The sequence below is a fragment of the Streptomyces sp. NPDC048111 genome, assembly GCF_043202815.1.
In the GTDB taxonomy this organism is placed as follows: Bacteria; Actinomycetota; Actinomycetes; order Streptomycetales; family Streptomycetaceae; genus Streptomyces.
Map to the genome: position 1 here is coordinate 44,331 of NZ_JBIDBD010000012.1, position 14,412 is coordinate 58,742.

Here is a 14,412-nt window from a genome sequence, read left to right on the forward strand (position 1 = left end):
CAGATGCGCCGCGCCGTCTGTCCCGGGTCCTTTGACCCCATCACCAACGGACACCTCGACATCATCGCCCGCGCCTCCCGCCTGTACGACGTCGTACATGTCGCGGTGATGATCAACCAGTCGAAGAAGGGCCTGTTCACCGTCGACGAGCGGATCGGGATGATCCGCGAGGTGACCGCCGACCTCGGCAACGTGGAGGTCGAGTCCTTCCACGGCCTGCTCGTCGACTTCTGCAAGCAGCGGGACATCCCCGCCATCGTCAAGGGCCTCCGCGCCGTCAGCGACTTCGACTACGAGTTGCAGATGGCCCAGATGAACAACGGGCTCTCGGGTGTCGAGACGCTGTTCGTCCCCACCAATCCGACGTACAGCTTCCTGTCGTCCTCGCTGGTCAAGGAGGTCGCCACCTGGGGCGGAGACGTCTCCCACCTGCTGCCGGCCACCGTCCACGAGGCCCTGGTCGCCCGCCTCGCCGAGAAGTGAGCCGGTGAGCGGTCGCGGGACTGACCACTGACAGTCCGTCACCCGGTGTCGGGCGGGCGCCGACTGGCCTTACAGTCGTCCCGTCCGTCTCCAATCCGTTAGAAGAGTGGCGATCACCGGTGGACGTGCAGAAGAAGCTCGACGAGATCGTGGAGATGGTCGGCAGCGCCCGGTCCATGCCCATGTCCGCCTCGTGCGTGGTCAACCGCGCCGACCTCCTGGCCCTGCTGGAGGAGGTGCGTCAGGCCCTGCCCGGCTCACTCGCCCAGGCCCAGGAGCTGATCGGCGGCCGCGAGCAGATGGTCGAGCAGGCCCGTCAGGAGGCCGAGCGGATCATCGAGTCCGCGCACGCCCAGCGCGGCACCCTGATCTCCGACACCGCCGTCGCCCGCCAGTCCCAGGACGAGGCGGACCGCATCCTGAACGAGGCCCGCAAGGACGCGGAGGAGATCCGCGCCGAGGCCGACGACTACGTCGACTCCAAGCTCGCCAACTTCGAGGTGGTCCTCACCAAGACCATCGGCTCCGTCGACCGCGGCCGCGAGAAGCTGCTCGGCCGCGGCCCCGGCCTGGACGACCAGGGCCGCGCGGACGACGACGCCCCCGAGTACAGCGCCGACCCGGCCACCCTGATCCACCGCGCGGACGAATACGTCGACGCCAAGCTCGGCGCCTTCGAGGCGGTGCTCGCCAAGACCCTCGAAGCGGTCGGCCGGGGCCGCCTGAAGCTCCACGGCAGGACCGCCTCCGACGACCTCGCCGACCACATGGCGGCCCAGGACGCGGCGGGCGGCCTGCACCAGCACTCCAGCGACGCCGACTACCTGGCGGGCCTCGCCGAACTCGCGGACCCCGAACCCGTCGCGGCCCGGCCCGCGGCCGAGCCGCACATCCCGGCCCAGCAGCAGCCCGTGGCGTACGACCCGTACGGCTACCAGCAGCCGCAGCAGGATCCGTACGGCTACCCGCAGCAGCCCCAGCAGCAGGACCAGTACGCGCAGTACGGCTACGCCCAGCAGGACCCGTACGGCTACGACCAGGGCGCCCAGCAGTACGCCCAGGCCGACACCGGCGCCTACGGCGGACAGGACCAGCACCAGCCGCAGCAGGCCGCGCTCGACGAGACCAGCTTCTTCGACACCGGCATGATCGACCTGGACCAGCTGCGCGCGTACGAGCAGGGACACGGCCAGAACCGGCCCTGAGGACCCCTGGGTCGCCGGTCGCGGAGGAGGGACCGGGCCGGATTGGGCCTATCGCGGCCGGTCCAGTATCCTGGTTCTTCGGTCGCGCGTACGTCCGCGATCCCAGCTGCCCGATTCGCCCAGCGAAGCCGGTGGCGGCACACTCCACGACCTCGAAAGCAGGAAGAGCCCTGAGCACGCGCCTCGACCACCGCAACCCCCTCGTGTTCGACACGCACGAGCTGGGACGGCGTCCCGGTGCGCTCCAGCGGCTCTCCCGCACCGTGGAGGCCCCGAAGGAACTCGGGATCCCCGAGGTCATCCACGTGCCGGAGGGCCGGCCCGTGGACATCGAGCTCCGCCTGGAGTCGGTCATGGAAGGGGTGCTTGTCACAGGCACCGCCCGTGCATCGGCCGACGGGGAGTGCGTAAGGTGTCTGGAGCCGCTTCAGCAGGACGTTGAAGTGGACTTCCAGGAAATGTTCTCGTACCCCGACACCGACGACCGGGGCCGCCGCAAGGCAGCCGCGGACGACGATGCCGAGGACGACGAGGACATGATTCCGCTCGAGGACGGCATGTTCGACCTCGAGCCTTTGCTGCGTGATGCGGTGGTGCTCGCACTGCCGATGCAGCCGGTGTGCCGGGAGGACTGCCCCGGGCTCTGTTCCGAATGCGGAGCGAGCCTGGCGGACGACCCGGACCACCACCACGATGCCGTCGACATCCGTTGGGCGGCACTGCAGGGACTCGCCGGGACCATCCAGGACGGCGAGAAGGACAACATGAGCGGCACTGCGTCTGACGTGCAGGATGCCGCCGAGAAGCAGGAGAAGTAGCCGTGGCTGTTCCGAAGCGGAAGATGTCGCGCAGCAACACGCGCCACCGCCGGTCGCAGTGGAAGGCTGCGGTCCCCACCCTGGTTGCGTGCGAGCGCTGCCACGAGCCGAAGCTCCAGCACATCGCGTGCCCGAGCTGCGGCACGTACAACAAGCGCCAGGTCCTCGAGGTCTGAGCGGCTGGTGAGAGGCCCGATGTCTGAGTCCAACGCCAAAAAGGCGGACAACAACACGGCCTCGTCCCACACGCTTCTGGAAGGGCGGCTCGGGTATCAGCTCGAGTCCGCCCTTCTGGTGCGTGCGCTCACCCACCGTTCGTACGCGTACGAGAACGGCGGTCTGCCGACCAATGAGCGGCTCGAGTTCCTCGGGGACTCGGTGCTCGGTCTGGTCGTCACCGACACGCTGTACCGCACCCACCCCGATCTTCCGGAAGGCCAACTGGCCAAGCTCCGGGCCGCGGTGGTCAATTCTCGTGCGCTCGCGGAAGTGGGCCGCGGCCTCGAACTCGGCTCCTTCATCCGGCTCGGCCGGGGCGAAGAGGGCACGGGTGGCCGGGACAAGGCATCCATCCTCGCCGACACCCTCGAAGCGGTGATCGGCGCCGTTTATCTGGACCAGGGTCTTGAGGCGGCGTCCGCGCTCGTCCACAAGCTGTTCGACCCCCTGATCGAGAAGTCCTCGAACCTCGGGGCCGGCCTGGACTGGAAGACCAGTCTCCAGGAGCTGACGGCGGCCGAAGGGCTCGGTGTTCCCGAGTACCTGGTCTCCGAGACCGGACCCGACCACGAGAAGACCTTCACTGCTGCCGCCCGCGTCGGTGGTGTCTCGTACGGCACCGGCACCGGCCGCAGCAAGAAGGAAGCGGAGCAGCAGGCCGCGGAGTCGGCATGGCGGGCCATTCACGCCGCCGCCGACGAGCGCGCCAAGACGGCGGCCGAGGCCCCCGTCGCCGCTGCCGACGGCGGGTCGCCGACCCCCGCCGCCGGCGAATCGGCGGCCTGACCGGCCCTTCCTCCGAAGCCCCCGTCCCGCGCGGCCGCGCAGGGCGGGGGCTTCGCGTTGTCCGGCCGGGGTCCCCGCCGGGCCGGCGGCGTCCGGACGGTACTCTGCGGCCATGCCTGAGCTGCCTGAAGTCGAAGTGGTCCGGCGCGGTCTCGAACGCTGGGTGGCGGGGCGCACGGTGGCGGACGTCGAGGTGCTGCACCCCCGCGCGGTGCGCCGCCATCCGGCCGGGGGCGACGACTTCGCGGCCCGGCTCACGGGGCACCGGATCGGTGTCGCCCACCGGCGCGGCAAGTACCTGTGGCTGCCGCTCGCGGACGCGGACGCCTCCGTACTCGGGCACCTCGGCATGAGTGGCCAGCTCCTGGTGCAGCCGCGGGACGCCGCCGACGAGAAGCACCTGCGGATCCGGGTGCGCTTCCAGGACGACCTGGGCACCGAGCTGCGCTTCGTCGACCAGCGCACCTTCGGCGGGCTCTCCCTGCACGACACCGTCCCCGGCAGCACCGACGGCCTGCCCGACGTGATCGCGCACATCGCCCGGGACCCCCTGGACCCCGCCTTCGACGACGAGGCCTTCTTCGCGGCCCTGCGGCTGCGGCGCACCACGATCAAACGCGCCCTGCTCGATCAGTCGCTCATCAGCGGCGTCGGCAACATCTACGCCGACGAGGCGCTCTGGCGGGCCCGGCTGCACTACGACCGGGCGACCGCGACCCTGAACCGCCCCAAGGCGGCCGAACTCCTGGGCCACGCACGGGACGTGATGAACGCGGCGCTCGCCGTCGGCGGGACCAGCTTCGACAGCCTCTACGTCAACGTGAACGGCGAGTCCGGCTACTTCGATCGCTCGCTCGACGCCTACGGACGCGAGGGCGAGCCCTGCCGGCGCTGCGGCACGCCGATGCGCCGACGGGCCTGGATGAACCGGTCGAGCTACTTCTGCCCCAAGTGTCAGCGGGCGCCGCGCGCCGTGTCGTAGCTCCGCTGCGCGTCCAGCACCGACGGCATCCGCTCCTCCACGAAGTGGATGAGCGAGAGCAGCCGCTCGGTCACCTGATGCCCGAGCTCGGTCAGTTCGTAGTCGACGCGCGGCGGATTGGTGGGCTGTGCCTCGCGGCGGACGAGTCCGTCGCGCTCCAGCGCGTGCAGCGTCTGGGACAGCATCTTCTCGCTCACGCCGTCGACCCGGCGCCGCAGCTCGTTGAAGCGCAGGCTCCCCTCGTGCAGCGCGCCCAGCGTCAAGCTGCCCCAGCGTCCCGTGACGTCTTCGAGGGTGCGGCGCGAGGGGCACGACTTGGCGAACACGTTGAACGCCAGGTCGGCGTCGGCGCCGTCTCCGACAGGGGTGCCGTCATTGACAGGAGTGCCCCCGGCGCGGGGGACCGCCGGGCGTTCCGTCTCCACTGAGGTCTCATCCATATGCTCAGCCTACTCCTCTACAGCGCACACGTCTGGGTTGCGCTTACCAAAAGTTAGTGCTTACCTGTGGGCAGCGCCGCAGCGGAGAACCGCCGCGGAAGCCGCCTTCCGGCCTCGCGCCGCCCGTTCCACGCCCATGAGGGGATTACCGCCGTGATCACTCCCGTCGTTTCCATCGCCCATCACTCCGGCTACGGCCACACCGCCGTCCTCGCCGAGGCCCTGCGCGATGCCGCGGCCGAGGCCGGAGCCACCGTGCACTTCATCCGGGTCGACACCATCACGGAGGCCGAGTGGGAGCTGCTCGACGCCTCCGACGCGATCGTCTTCGGCTCGCCCACCTACATGGGCACGGCCTCCGGGGCCTTCCACCAGTTCGCCGAGGCCAGCTCCAAGCGCTGGTTCACCGACGCCTGGCAGGACAAGCTCGCGGCCGGCTTCACCAACTCCGGCTCCAAGAGCGGCGACAAGGGCCACACGCTGCAGTTCTTCCAGACCCTCGCCGCCCAGCACGGCATGCACTGGGTGAACCTGGGCCTCAAGCCGGGCTGGAACTCCTCGACCGGCTCCGAGAACGACCTCAACCGGCTCGGCTTCTTCTCCGGCGCCGGCGCGCAGACCAACTCCGACGAGGGACCGGAGGCCGTGCACAAGGCCGACATCGCGACCGCCGAGCACCTGGGCCGCCGCATCGCCGAGACCGCCCGCGTCTTCCTCGCGGGCAGGGCCGCCGTCGGCGCCTGAGCCCCGAGCGCGGCTCGTACTGGTCGCGCCCGTATCCGGTGCCCCTGTGGTGCACAGCCGAAAGGGCCCCTTCCGATCGAACGGAAGGGGCCCTTTCGCGTGCGTGGCGTGCGTACGGAGGAATTGCGCGCCGCGATGACGGATGAGCGAAATCAATGATCGATTTCCCGTACGCCCCATGGCACGGGGCATCTGATCAAAAGCCGAAGTCCTGGGTCCACCAAGGACCGCCGGGCCCGAAGTGGACGCCCACGCCCAGCGTCCGGTACTCGCAGTTCAAAATGTTCGCCCGGTGGCCCGGGCTGCTCATCCAGGCGTCCATCACGGCCTTGGCATCCGCCTGGCCGCGGGCGATGTTCTCCCCGCCGAGGCCCTGCACCCCCGCCTTCGCCGCCCGGTCCCACGGCGTCCTGCCGTCCGGGTCGGTGTGGTCGAAGAAGCCGCGGGCCGCCATGTCGTCGCTGAAGGCGGTGGCGAGCGAGCCGAGCGCCGGGTCCGCCGACACCGGGCTGCAACCGGCCATCGAACGCTGCTGGTTGACCAGCGACAGCACGGTCGCGGCGGCCGACACCTCGGCGGACGGCACCTGCACGCGCTGCGAGGGCACGGGGGCGGTGGACGCAGTGGCGGCCGGCGTACCGGCCGGCCTGGGGGCCGCGGTCTTCGGGGCGGGCGGCGGCGGGGCCGGCGCCTCGGACTTCTTCTGCGGTACGGGCGCGGAGGCCGGCGCCGACGGGGTCACCACGACGCTGGGGGAGGGGGAGGCGGACGGGGTGTGCGGGGCCTTGGCCGAGGGGGTCGGCGCGGGCGCCGCGGCGGTCGGCGTGCCGGACTCGCCGCCCTGCGGGCGGACGTCCGGCGTCTGGGACGCGTGGAGCCGGCCCTCCGCCGTGGTGTCGCCGCTCACCTTGTAGGTCCCGCCGCCGGGCAGCAGGCCCGAGGCCACGGCCACGGCGCCCACGGCCACCGCGGCCGAGACGCCGAGCAGTCCGGTGCGCACGGGCGCGGCGGCCCGCTTCCCGCGGCGCGTCCCGCCCCGGGGCCGGCCGCCCTGGCCCGCCCCGGCCTCGGCGGGCGCGGGGTCGGCGGCGGAGCGACGATGGCGTCCCATCTGCGGTGCCTTCCTCGATGCCGGGGCAATGCCCGGTCGCAATTGCCGGGGGCCGTGACCGGCCCGAAATGATCAAATGGGCACTAACCCATACGGGTGAGGCTCATTGCGTCGCGACTGTACGCCATGACGCAAGGGGGCGAAGTGCAGCATGAGCAATTGGCCGGTTAGCGTGCAGCCATGAATGAAGACGCGCACGGAGACGTCCGACTCACGGCCTGGGTGCGCGGGCGCGTACAGCAAGTCGGTTTCCGCTGGTTCACCAGGGCGAATGCACTCGAGATCGGCGGACTGCGCGGCTTCGCGCTCAATCTCGACGACGGGCGGGTGCAAGTCGTGGCGGAGGGGCCGCGTGAGAATTGCCACCGTCTCCTGGAGTGGCTGCGCTCGGACGACACACCGGGCCGGGTCGATGGAGTGACCGAGATCTGGGACACACCGCGGGGCGGCTACGACACCTTCGCGATCCGCTGAGCGAACCGGCGCACGCCGTGCCGGGCGCCCGCGGTCACCCCCCGCGTTCGGCTCGCAACCCCGCGCTGACCTCGAACGATCTGACTGTTGCCTTCTCGCCTCCGGCGTGGAAAGCTGCCGCAGTAAGGATGATCTCCACGCCCCCAGGGCTCCGAGGAGAGGCAGCGCCGCCGGGTTCACGGCCGCGCGCCCCCGGATTGCCCATGGATACGGGGCGTGATCGTGTTGACCGTCAAACTTTTTGGTGAGACTCTGGAAGCCCCGCGCACCTTAGCTGCTTGGCATGAAGAACCGCAGTCAAGTCCAAGCATCGCGGGTGCGATTCCCTCACGACCCAACCGCTTCGGTCGGTCACTCATTGTGGAGGACCATCCATCATGGCAAAGGCGCTTCTCGGTTACGTCGGCGGTTCCGACCCGCGACTCCTCGCCGAGATGCGACGGCTCCAGCAGCGCGTCCAGGATCTTGAGTCCGAGCTCAACCGGATTCACTCCGAGAACGACGTGCTGTCCGCTGCCGCCGCTTCGCACCGCGGAGATTCGCTGCTCGAAGGCATCGACATCGACGTCCCGCAGGCGGAGCCCGCCCTCACCTGATCCGGGTGAGCAAGGCTTCCGTTCCTCTCGTCGAGATCGAGAGATCCGCACCACCTGCAAGGTATTGCAAGGGACGCTTCGGCGTCCCTTCTTCCTTTCCCTCCGGTGCATTTTCCCCGGGCATACCCGCGGCGCATACCCCGCTGCCGGGCTTCCGCCGGCGCCCCCGCACCGGTCGCACGCGACGCCTCTCCCTTCACGCCTTGATCTGCCCTGCACCTTCCTGGGCGAAACCGGGAGCGAAAGGTAGAGTCCGGCTGCGTGCACCTCAAGGCCCTCACCCTGCGCGGATTCAAATCCTTCGCCTCCGCGACCACGCTGAAGTTCGAGCCGGGCATCACCTGTGTGGTGGGCCCCAACGGATCAGGCAAGTCCAATGTCGTGGACGCGCTCAGCTGGGTGATGGGCGAACAGGGCGCCAAAACGCTGCGCGGCGGAAAGATGGAGGACGTGATCTTCGCCGGCACGACCGGCCGCCCTCCGCTCGGTCGCGCCGAGGTCTCCCTCACCATCGACAATTCCGACGGCGCGCTGCCCATCGAATACGCCGAAGTCACCCTTACGCGGATCATGTTCCGCAACGGCGGCAGCGAATACCAGATCAACGGCGACACCTGCCGTCTGCTCGACATCCAGGAACTGCTCTCCGACTCCGGCATCGGCCGCGAGATGCACGTCATCGTGGGGCAGGGCCAGCTCGACTCCGTCCTGCACGCCGACCCGATGGGGCGGCGCGCCTTCATCGAGGAGGCCGCCGGCGTCCTCAAGCACCGCAAGCGCAAGGAGAAGGCGCTGCGCAAGCTGGACGCGATGAAGGCGAACCTCGCGCGCGTCCAGGACCTCACCGACGAGCTGCGCCGCCAGCTCAAGCCGCTGGGCCGCCAGGCCGCCGTCGCCCGCCGCGCCGCCGTCATCCAGGCCGACCTGCGCGACGCCCGCCTGCGCCTGCTCGCCGACGACCTGGTCACGCTGCGGGCCGCGCTCAGCGCCGAGATCGCCGACGAGGCCGAGCTGCTGCGGCGCAGGGAGAGCGCCGCCGCCGACCTCGGGGCCGCCCTCGCCCGTGAGGCGCAACTGGAGGAACAGGTACGGCAGTTGGCGCCCCGGCTCCAGCGCGCCCAGCAGACCTGGTACGAGCTGTCCCAGCTGGCCGAACGGGTCCGCGGCACGGTCTCGCTCGCCGACGCCCGGGTCACCAGCGCGAGCGCCCAGCCCCCCGAGGAGCGGCGCGGCCGCGACCCCGAGGACATGGAACGCGAGGCCGCCCGGATCCGCGAGCAGGAGGCCGAGCTGGAGGCCGCCCTCGAAGCGGCCGAGCACGCCCTGGAGGACACCGCCGCCCACCGCGCCGAGCTGGAGCGCCAACTCGCCGTCGAGGAACGGCGTTTGAAGGACGTGGCCCGGGCCATCGCGGACCGGCGCGAAGGCCTGGCCAGGCTGCACGGCCAGGTCAACGCGGCCCGTGGCCGGGCGGGTTCCGCGCAGGCCGAGATCGACCGCCTCGCCTCGGCCCGCGACGAGGCGGCGGAGCGCGCCGCCCTCGCCCAGCAGGAGTACGAGCAGCTCAAGGCCGAGGTGGACGGCCTCGAAGCCGACGACACCGAGCTCACCGGGGCACTGGAGGCGGCCAAGCGGGAACTCGCCGGGGCCGAGGCCGCGCTCGGCGCCGCCCGCGAGCAGACCACCGCCGCCGAACGCCGGCGGGCCGCCGTCGCGGCCCGGCACGAAGCCCTCGCGCTCGGCCTGCGCCGCAAGGACGGCACCGGCGCGCTGCTCGGCGCCCGCGAGACGCTGGCCGGCCTGCTCGGCCCCGCCGCCGAACTGCTCACCGTGGCCCCCGGCCACGAGGTGGCCCTGGCCGCGGCCCTGGGAGCCGCCGCCGACGCCGTCGCGGTCAGCGGCCCCTCCGCGGCGGCCGAAGCCATCCGCATGCTGCGCAAGCAGGACGCCGGCCGCGCCGCCCTGATCCTCGGCGGGGCCCCCGAGGACGACGACGAGCGCCCGCCGCGCGGCGACGGCCCGCCGCGCGCCGCCGACCTGGTGCGAGGACCGGCCGAGCTCCTGCCCGCGGTGCGGCGCCTGCTGCGCGATGTCGTCGTGGTCGCCACCCTGGAGGACGCCGAGGACCTCGTCTACGCCAGGCCCGCGCTGACCGCCGTCACCGCCGAGGGCGATGTGCTGGGCGCCCACTTCGCGCACGGCGGCTCCGCCGGGGCGCCCAGCCTCCTGGAGGTGCAGGCCGCCGTCGACGAGGCCGCGGCCGAGCTCGCCGACCTGGGCGTACGGTGCGAGGAGCTGACCGGGGCCCAGCACGCGGCGGACGAGCGGCGCCGTCAACTGGCCGCGGGCGTCGAGGAGTTGCGGGAGCGGGGGCGGGCCGCCGAGAAGGCGCGGTCCTCGGTCGCGCAGCAGCTCGGGCGGCTCGCGGGACAGGCCCGCGCGGCGGAGGGCGAGGCCGAACGCGCCACGGCGGCGGCCACCCGCGCCCAGGACGCCCTGGAGCGCGCGACCGAGGAGGCCGAGGAACTCGCCGAGCGGCTCCTGGTCGCCGAGGAGATGCCGGTCGAGGAGGAGCCCGACACCTCGGTGCGCGACCGGCTGGCGGCCGACGGCGCCAACGCCCGCCAGACCGAGATGGAGGCCCGCCTCCAGGCCCGTACCCATGAGGAGCGCGTCAAGGCGCTCGCCGGGCGGGCCGAGGCGCTCGACCGGGGGGCGCGGGCGGAGCGCGAGGCGCGCGCCAGGGCCGAGCAGCGCCGGGCCCGGCTGCGCCACGAGGCGACGGTCGCGGCGGCCGTGGCGGCGGGGGCCCGCACCCTGCTCGCCCATGTCGAGGTGTCGCTGGAGCGGGCCGCCCGGGAGCGGACGGCGGCCGAGGCCGCCAAGGCCGAACGGGAGCAAGAGCTGACGGCGGCCCGCGGCGCCGGGCGCGATCTCAAAGCAGAACTCGACCGGCTGACGGATTCAGTTCACCGCGGCGAGGTACTAGGAGCGGAGAAGCGGCTGCGGATCGAGCAGCTGGAGACCAGGGCGCTGGAGGAGCTGGGGGTCGAGCCGGCGGGGCTCGTGGCCGAGTACGGGCCCGACCAGCCGGTGCCCCCCTCTCCGCCCGCCGAGGGAGAGGAGCTGCCCGATGACCCGGCGCACCCGCGCAACCAGCCGGTCCCGTACGTGCGGGCCGAGCAGGAGAAGCGGCTCAAGGCAGCCGAACGGGCGTACCACCAGCTCGGAAAGGTCAATCCGCTGGCCCTCGAGGAGTTCGCGGCCCTGGAGGAGCGCCACCAGTTCCTTTCGGAGCAGCTGGAGGACCTCAAGAAGACGAGGGCCGACCTCCTTCAAGTCGTGAAGGAGGTCGACGAGCGGGTGGAGCAGGTCTTCACCGAGGCCTACCACGACACGGCGAGGCAGTTCGAAGGCGTCTTCTCGCGGCTCTTCCCGGGCGGCGAGGGCCGTCTGGTCCTCACCGATCCGGGCAACATGCTCACCACCGGGATCGATGTGGAGGCGCGCCCGCCGGGCAAGAAGGTCAAGCGTCTGTCGCTGCTCTCGGGCGGCGAGCGCTCGCTGACCGCGGTGGCCCTGCTCGTCTCCATCTTCAAGGCCAGGCCCAGTCCGTTCTACGTGATGGACGAGGTCGAGGCGGCCCTGGACGACACCAACCTCCAGCGGCTGATCCGGATCATGCAGGAGCTCCAGGAGTCCTCACAGCTGATCGTGATCACGCACCAGAAGCGGACCATGGAGGTCGCCGACGCGCTGTACGGCGTCTCGATGCAGGGCGACGGGGTCTCCAAGGTCATCAGCCAGCGGCTGCGCTGACGGGCTCCGGCCCGGGCGGCAGCCGAGGGTCGAGAGCGCATGTTCAAGTCTTGAACAACATGCGGCCAGTCGTGCCCAGAAATTCACAACCGAACAGGTATTGACTTCGAAACTTGAAGGCATAGTCTCTGCAACGTTGCTTTTACGTTCAAGTGGTGGGTGACGAGAAGTTGTGCCCCACTTGGAGGAGTCCCCTTACGCCCGGCGACGCTGCCGGGCGGCCCCAGGAGTACACGTGACCAGTACCGCGCAGGCGAAGGCGTCCGGAGGCGGCCAGGCGGCCCCGGACCACCTCGGCCATGTCATCTTCATCACGGCGGCGGCCGCGATGGGCGGCTTCCTCTTCGGCTACGACAGTTCCGTGATCAACGGCGCCGTAGAGGCGATCCGCGACCGGTACTCCATCGGCTCGGGGACGCTCGCCCAGGTCATCGCCATCGCCCTGATCGGCTGTGCGATCGGTGCCGCCACCGCGGGCCGCATCGCCGACCGCATCGGGCGCATCCGCTGCATGCAGATCGCGGCGGTCCTCTTCACCATCAGCGCCGTCGGGTCCGCACTGCCCTTCGCGCTGTGGGACCTCGCCTTCTGGCGGATCATCGGAGGCTTCGCCATCGGCATGGCCTCCGTCATCGGTCCGGCCTACATCGCCGAGGTCGCCCCGCCCGCCTACCGCGGCCGGCTCGGCTCCTTCCAGCAGGCCGCCATCGTCATCGGCATCGCCATCTCCCAGCTCGTCAACTGGGGCATCCTGAACGCCGCGGACGGCGACCAGCGCGGCAAGCTCATGGGCATCGAGGCCTGGCAGGTCATGCTCGGCGTGATGGTCGTCCCGGCCGTCCTGTACGGGCTGCTCTCCTTCGCCATCCCCGAGTCGCCGCGCTTCCTCATCTCCGTCGGCCGTGACGCCGACGCCAAGAAGGTGCTGGCCGAGGTCGAGGGCAAGGACGTCGACCTGAACGCCCGCGTCGCCGAGATCGAGCACGCGATGAAGTCCGAGCACAAGTCCACCTTCAAGGACCTGCTCGGCTCCAAGTGGGGCTTCCTGCCGATCGTCTGGGTCGGCATCGGCCTCTCGGTCTTCCAGCAGCTCGTCGGCATCAACGTCGCGTTCTACTACTCCTCGACGCTGTGGCAGTCCGTCGGCATCGACCCGTCGAGCTCGTTCTTCTACTCGTTCACCACGTCGATCATCAACATCATCGGCACCGTGATCGCGATGGTCCTGGTCGACCGGGTCGGCCGCAAGCCGCTCGCCCTCGTCGGCTCCATCGGCATGGCGATCGCGCTGGCCGTCGAGGCCTGGGCCTTCTCCGCCCACCTCGTCGACGGCAAGCTCCCCAACACGCAGGGCGTCGTCGCCCTGATCGCCGCCCACGTCTTCGTGCTCTTCTTCGCCCTGTCGTGGGGCGTGGTGGTCTGGGTCTTCCTCGGCGAGATGTTCCCGAACCGGATCCGCGCCGCCGCCCTCGGTGTGGCCGCGGCCGCCCAGTGGATCGCCAACTGGGCCATCACCGCGAGCTTCCCGAGCCTGTCGGACTGGAACCTGTCCGGCACGTACATCATCTACGCGGCCTTCGCCGCGCTCTCGATCCCCTTCGTGCTCAAGTACGTCAAGGAGACCAAGGGCAAGGCGTTGGAGGAGATGGGCTAATCCCCGCTGCCCCCCTCCTCTCACCGAACCGCCCCGGCTCGCCGATCGAGCCGGGGCGGTTCGCGTGCGCGCGGCCGCACGGGCTCCCTCAGAGCGCCGGCAGCACCCGTTCGCAGAACAGGTGCAGGCTGCGCCACGCCTCGTCCACCGGCATCCCCCCGCACAGCGGGTGCAGGACCAGGCTGTCGGCCTCCAGGGCGGCGCACTCCTGCGGGGTCACCACGCGGTAGACGCCCTCGGCGCGCAGCTCGGCCACCGTCGTGGCCCCCGACCTCACCGCCGAGCGGATGTCCTTGGACTGCCAGGAGGCGTACATCCGCGCCTCGTGCAGGAAGTGCTCGCCGTATTCGGCCCAGGTGCGGTCCGGGTCCTCGCTCAGGTGCAGCAGCGGTGTCACCGCCGCCGGCATCATGCAGAAGCCCTCGGTGCCGTACTCGGCGCGCCGCTCGTGGTAGTACGCCTCCAGGTCCGGCAGGTGCGCGCTCGGGAAGAACGGCAGGCCGAGCCGGGCCGCGCGGTTCGCGGCCGCCCGTGAGGAGCCGCCGACCAGCAGCATCGGGTGCGGCTCGGTGAACGGACGCGGGGTGACGCGCACCCGGCGCCCGCGATAGGTGAACTCCTCGCCGCTCCACGCCTTCAGGAGCGTTTCGAGCAGCTCGTCCTGGAGCTTGCCGCGCCGGCCCCACTCGACGCCCTGCTGCTCGTACTCGGCCGGCCGGTAGCCGATCCCCGACACCGTCACCAGACGGCCCCCGCTCACCAGGTCGAGCACCGCGATGTCCTCGGCCAGGCGCAGCGGGTCGTACAGCGGCCCGATGATCGCCGACACGGTGACCGCGATCCGGCGGGTGGCGCCGAAGACCGCCCCCGCGAAGGCGAAGGGGGAGGGCAGCCAGTTGTTGTCCGTGCCGTGGTGCTCCTCGGTCTGGACGGTGTCGATGCCCCGGTCGTCGGCGTACGCGGCCATCTCCAGGGCCGCCCGGTAGCGCGCGGACAGGGACCGGGTGGTGGCGTCCGGGTCCACCAGGTTCATGCGTACGACCGTGAACGGCATGGGAAAGTCCCCCTCCACCGGGTGGGT

General features: G+C 71.1%; 14 protein-coding genes. 11 read left to right on the top strand and 3 right to left on the bottom strand.

The features are described from left to right. Positions 1-3 precede the first annotated feature (3 nt). From coaD to mutM, 6 genes are all read left to right on the top strand, one after another. On the top strand, positions 4-483 hold the full coding sequence (coaD, locus tag ACGF3I_RS20350; protein ID WP_393134126.1) for a pantetheine-phosphate adenylyltransferase: 480 nt from the start codon (positions 4-6) through the stop codon (positions 481-483). Between the two features lie 119 nt (positions 484-602). Further along, positions 603-1,688, top strand: coding sequence for an ATP synthase F0 subunit B (locus ACGF3I_RS20355; protein WP_393133921.1), 1,086 nt, complete (start codon positions 603-605; stop codon positions 1,686-1,688). Between the two features lie 170 nt (positions 1,689-1,858). Next, positions 1,859-2,506 (top strand): YceD family protein, encoded by a 648-nt coding sequence (locus ACGF3I_RS20360; protein WP_393134128.1) that lies wholly within the window; start codon positions 1,859-1,861, stop codon positions 2,504-2,506. Positions 2,507-2,508: 2 nt separating this feature from the next. Next, positions 2,509-2,682 carry a 50S ribosomal protein L32 gene (gene rpmF, locus ACGF3I_RS20365; protein ID WP_007493396.1) on the top strand — a complete coding sequence of 58 codons (174 nt, stop codon included), beginning with the start codon at positions 2,509-2,511 and terminating at the stop codon, positions 2,680-2,682. Between the two features lie 19 nt (positions 2,683-2,701). Then, the gene (rnc, locus tag ACGF3I_RS20370) at positions 2,702-3,511 is read left to right on the top strand and encodes a ribonuclease III (protein ID WP_393133923.1); all 810 of its coding nucleotides are present in this window, start codon (positions 2,702-2,704) and stop codon (positions 3,509-3,511) included. 112 nt (positions 3,512-3,623) lie between these two features. Further along, positions 3,624-4,493 carry a bifunctional DNA-formamidopyrimidine glycosylase/DNA-(apurinic or apyrimidinic site) lyase gene (mutM, locus tag ACGF3I_RS20375; RefSeq protein WP_393133924.1) on the top strand — a complete coding sequence of 290 codons (870 nt, stop codon included), beginning with the start codon at positions 3,624-3,626 and terminating at the stop codon, positions 4,491-4,493. Here mutM and ACGF3I_RS20380 read toward each other — a convergent pair. Next, positions 4,466-4,933 (bottom strand): winged helix-turn-helix transcriptional regulator, encoded by a 468-nt coding sequence (locus tag ACGF3I_RS20380; RefSeq protein ID WP_393133926.1) that lies wholly within the window; start codon positions 4,931-4,933, stop codon positions 4,466-4,468. The two genes, mutM and ACGF3I_RS20380, sit on opposite strands and share 28 nt — an antisense overlap. 153 nt (positions 4,934-5,086) lie before the next feature. On the opposite strand from ACGF3I_RS20380, the gene ACGF3I_RS20385 reads away from it, so the two are divergent. Continuing rightward, positions 5,087-5,677, top strand: coding sequence for a flavodoxin family protein (locus tag ACGF3I_RS20385; protein ID WP_393133928.1), 591 nt, complete (start codon positions 5,087-5,089; stop codon positions 5,675-5,677). A gap of 196 nt (positions 5,678-5,873) precedes the next feature. Here ACGF3I_RS20385 and ACGF3I_RS20390 read toward each other — a convergent pair whose 3' ends face one another. Then, entirely contained in the window at positions 5,874-6,788 is a 915-nt protein-coding gene (locus ACGF3I_RS20390; RefSeq protein ID WP_393133930.1) for a CAP domain-containing protein, read from the bottom strand. Positions 6,789-6,968: 180 nt separating this feature from the next. On the opposite strand from ACGF3I_RS20390, the gene ACGF3I_RS20395 reads away from it, so the two are divergent. From ACGF3I_RS20395 to ACGF3I_RS20410, 4 genes are all read left to right on the top strand, one after another. After that, the gene (locus ACGF3I_RS20395) at positions 6,969-7,262 is read left to right on the top strand and encodes an acylphosphatase (RefSeq protein ID WP_393133932.1); all 294 of its coding nucleotides are present in this window, start codon (positions 6,969-6,971) and stop codon (positions 7,260-7,262) included. A gap of 377 nt (positions 7,263-7,639) precedes the next feature. Beyond that, entirely contained in the window at positions 7,640-7,858 is a 219-nt protein-coding gene (locus ACGF3I_RS20400) for a hypothetical protein (protein WP_393133934.1), read from the top strand. 261 nt (positions 7,859-8,119) lie between these two features. Continuing rightward, complete coding sequence (smc, locus tag ACGF3I_RS20405; RefSeq protein ID WP_393133936.1) at positions 8,120-11,677, top strand: chromosome segregation protein SMC; 3,558 nt, start codon at positions 8,120-8,122, stop codon at positions 11,675-11,677. A 235-nt stretch (positions 11,678-11,912) separates the two neighbouring features. Further along, positions 11,913-13,331 carry a sugar porter family MFS transporter gene (locus ACGF3I_RS20410; protein WP_393133938.1) on the top strand — a complete coding sequence of 473 codons (1,419 nt, stop codon included), beginning with the start codon at positions 11,913-11,915 and terminating at the stop codon, positions 13,329-13,331. A gap of 88 nt (positions 13,332-13,419) precedes the next feature. Here ACGF3I_RS20410 and ACGF3I_RS20415 read toward each other — a convergent pair whose 3' ends face one another. After that, positions 13,420-14,385, bottom strand: coding sequence for an LLM class flavin-dependent oxidoreductase (locus ACGF3I_RS20415; RefSeq protein WP_393133940.1), 966 nt, complete (start codon positions 14,383-14,385; stop codon positions 13,420-13,422). Positions 14,386-14,412 lie beyond the last annotated feature (27 nt).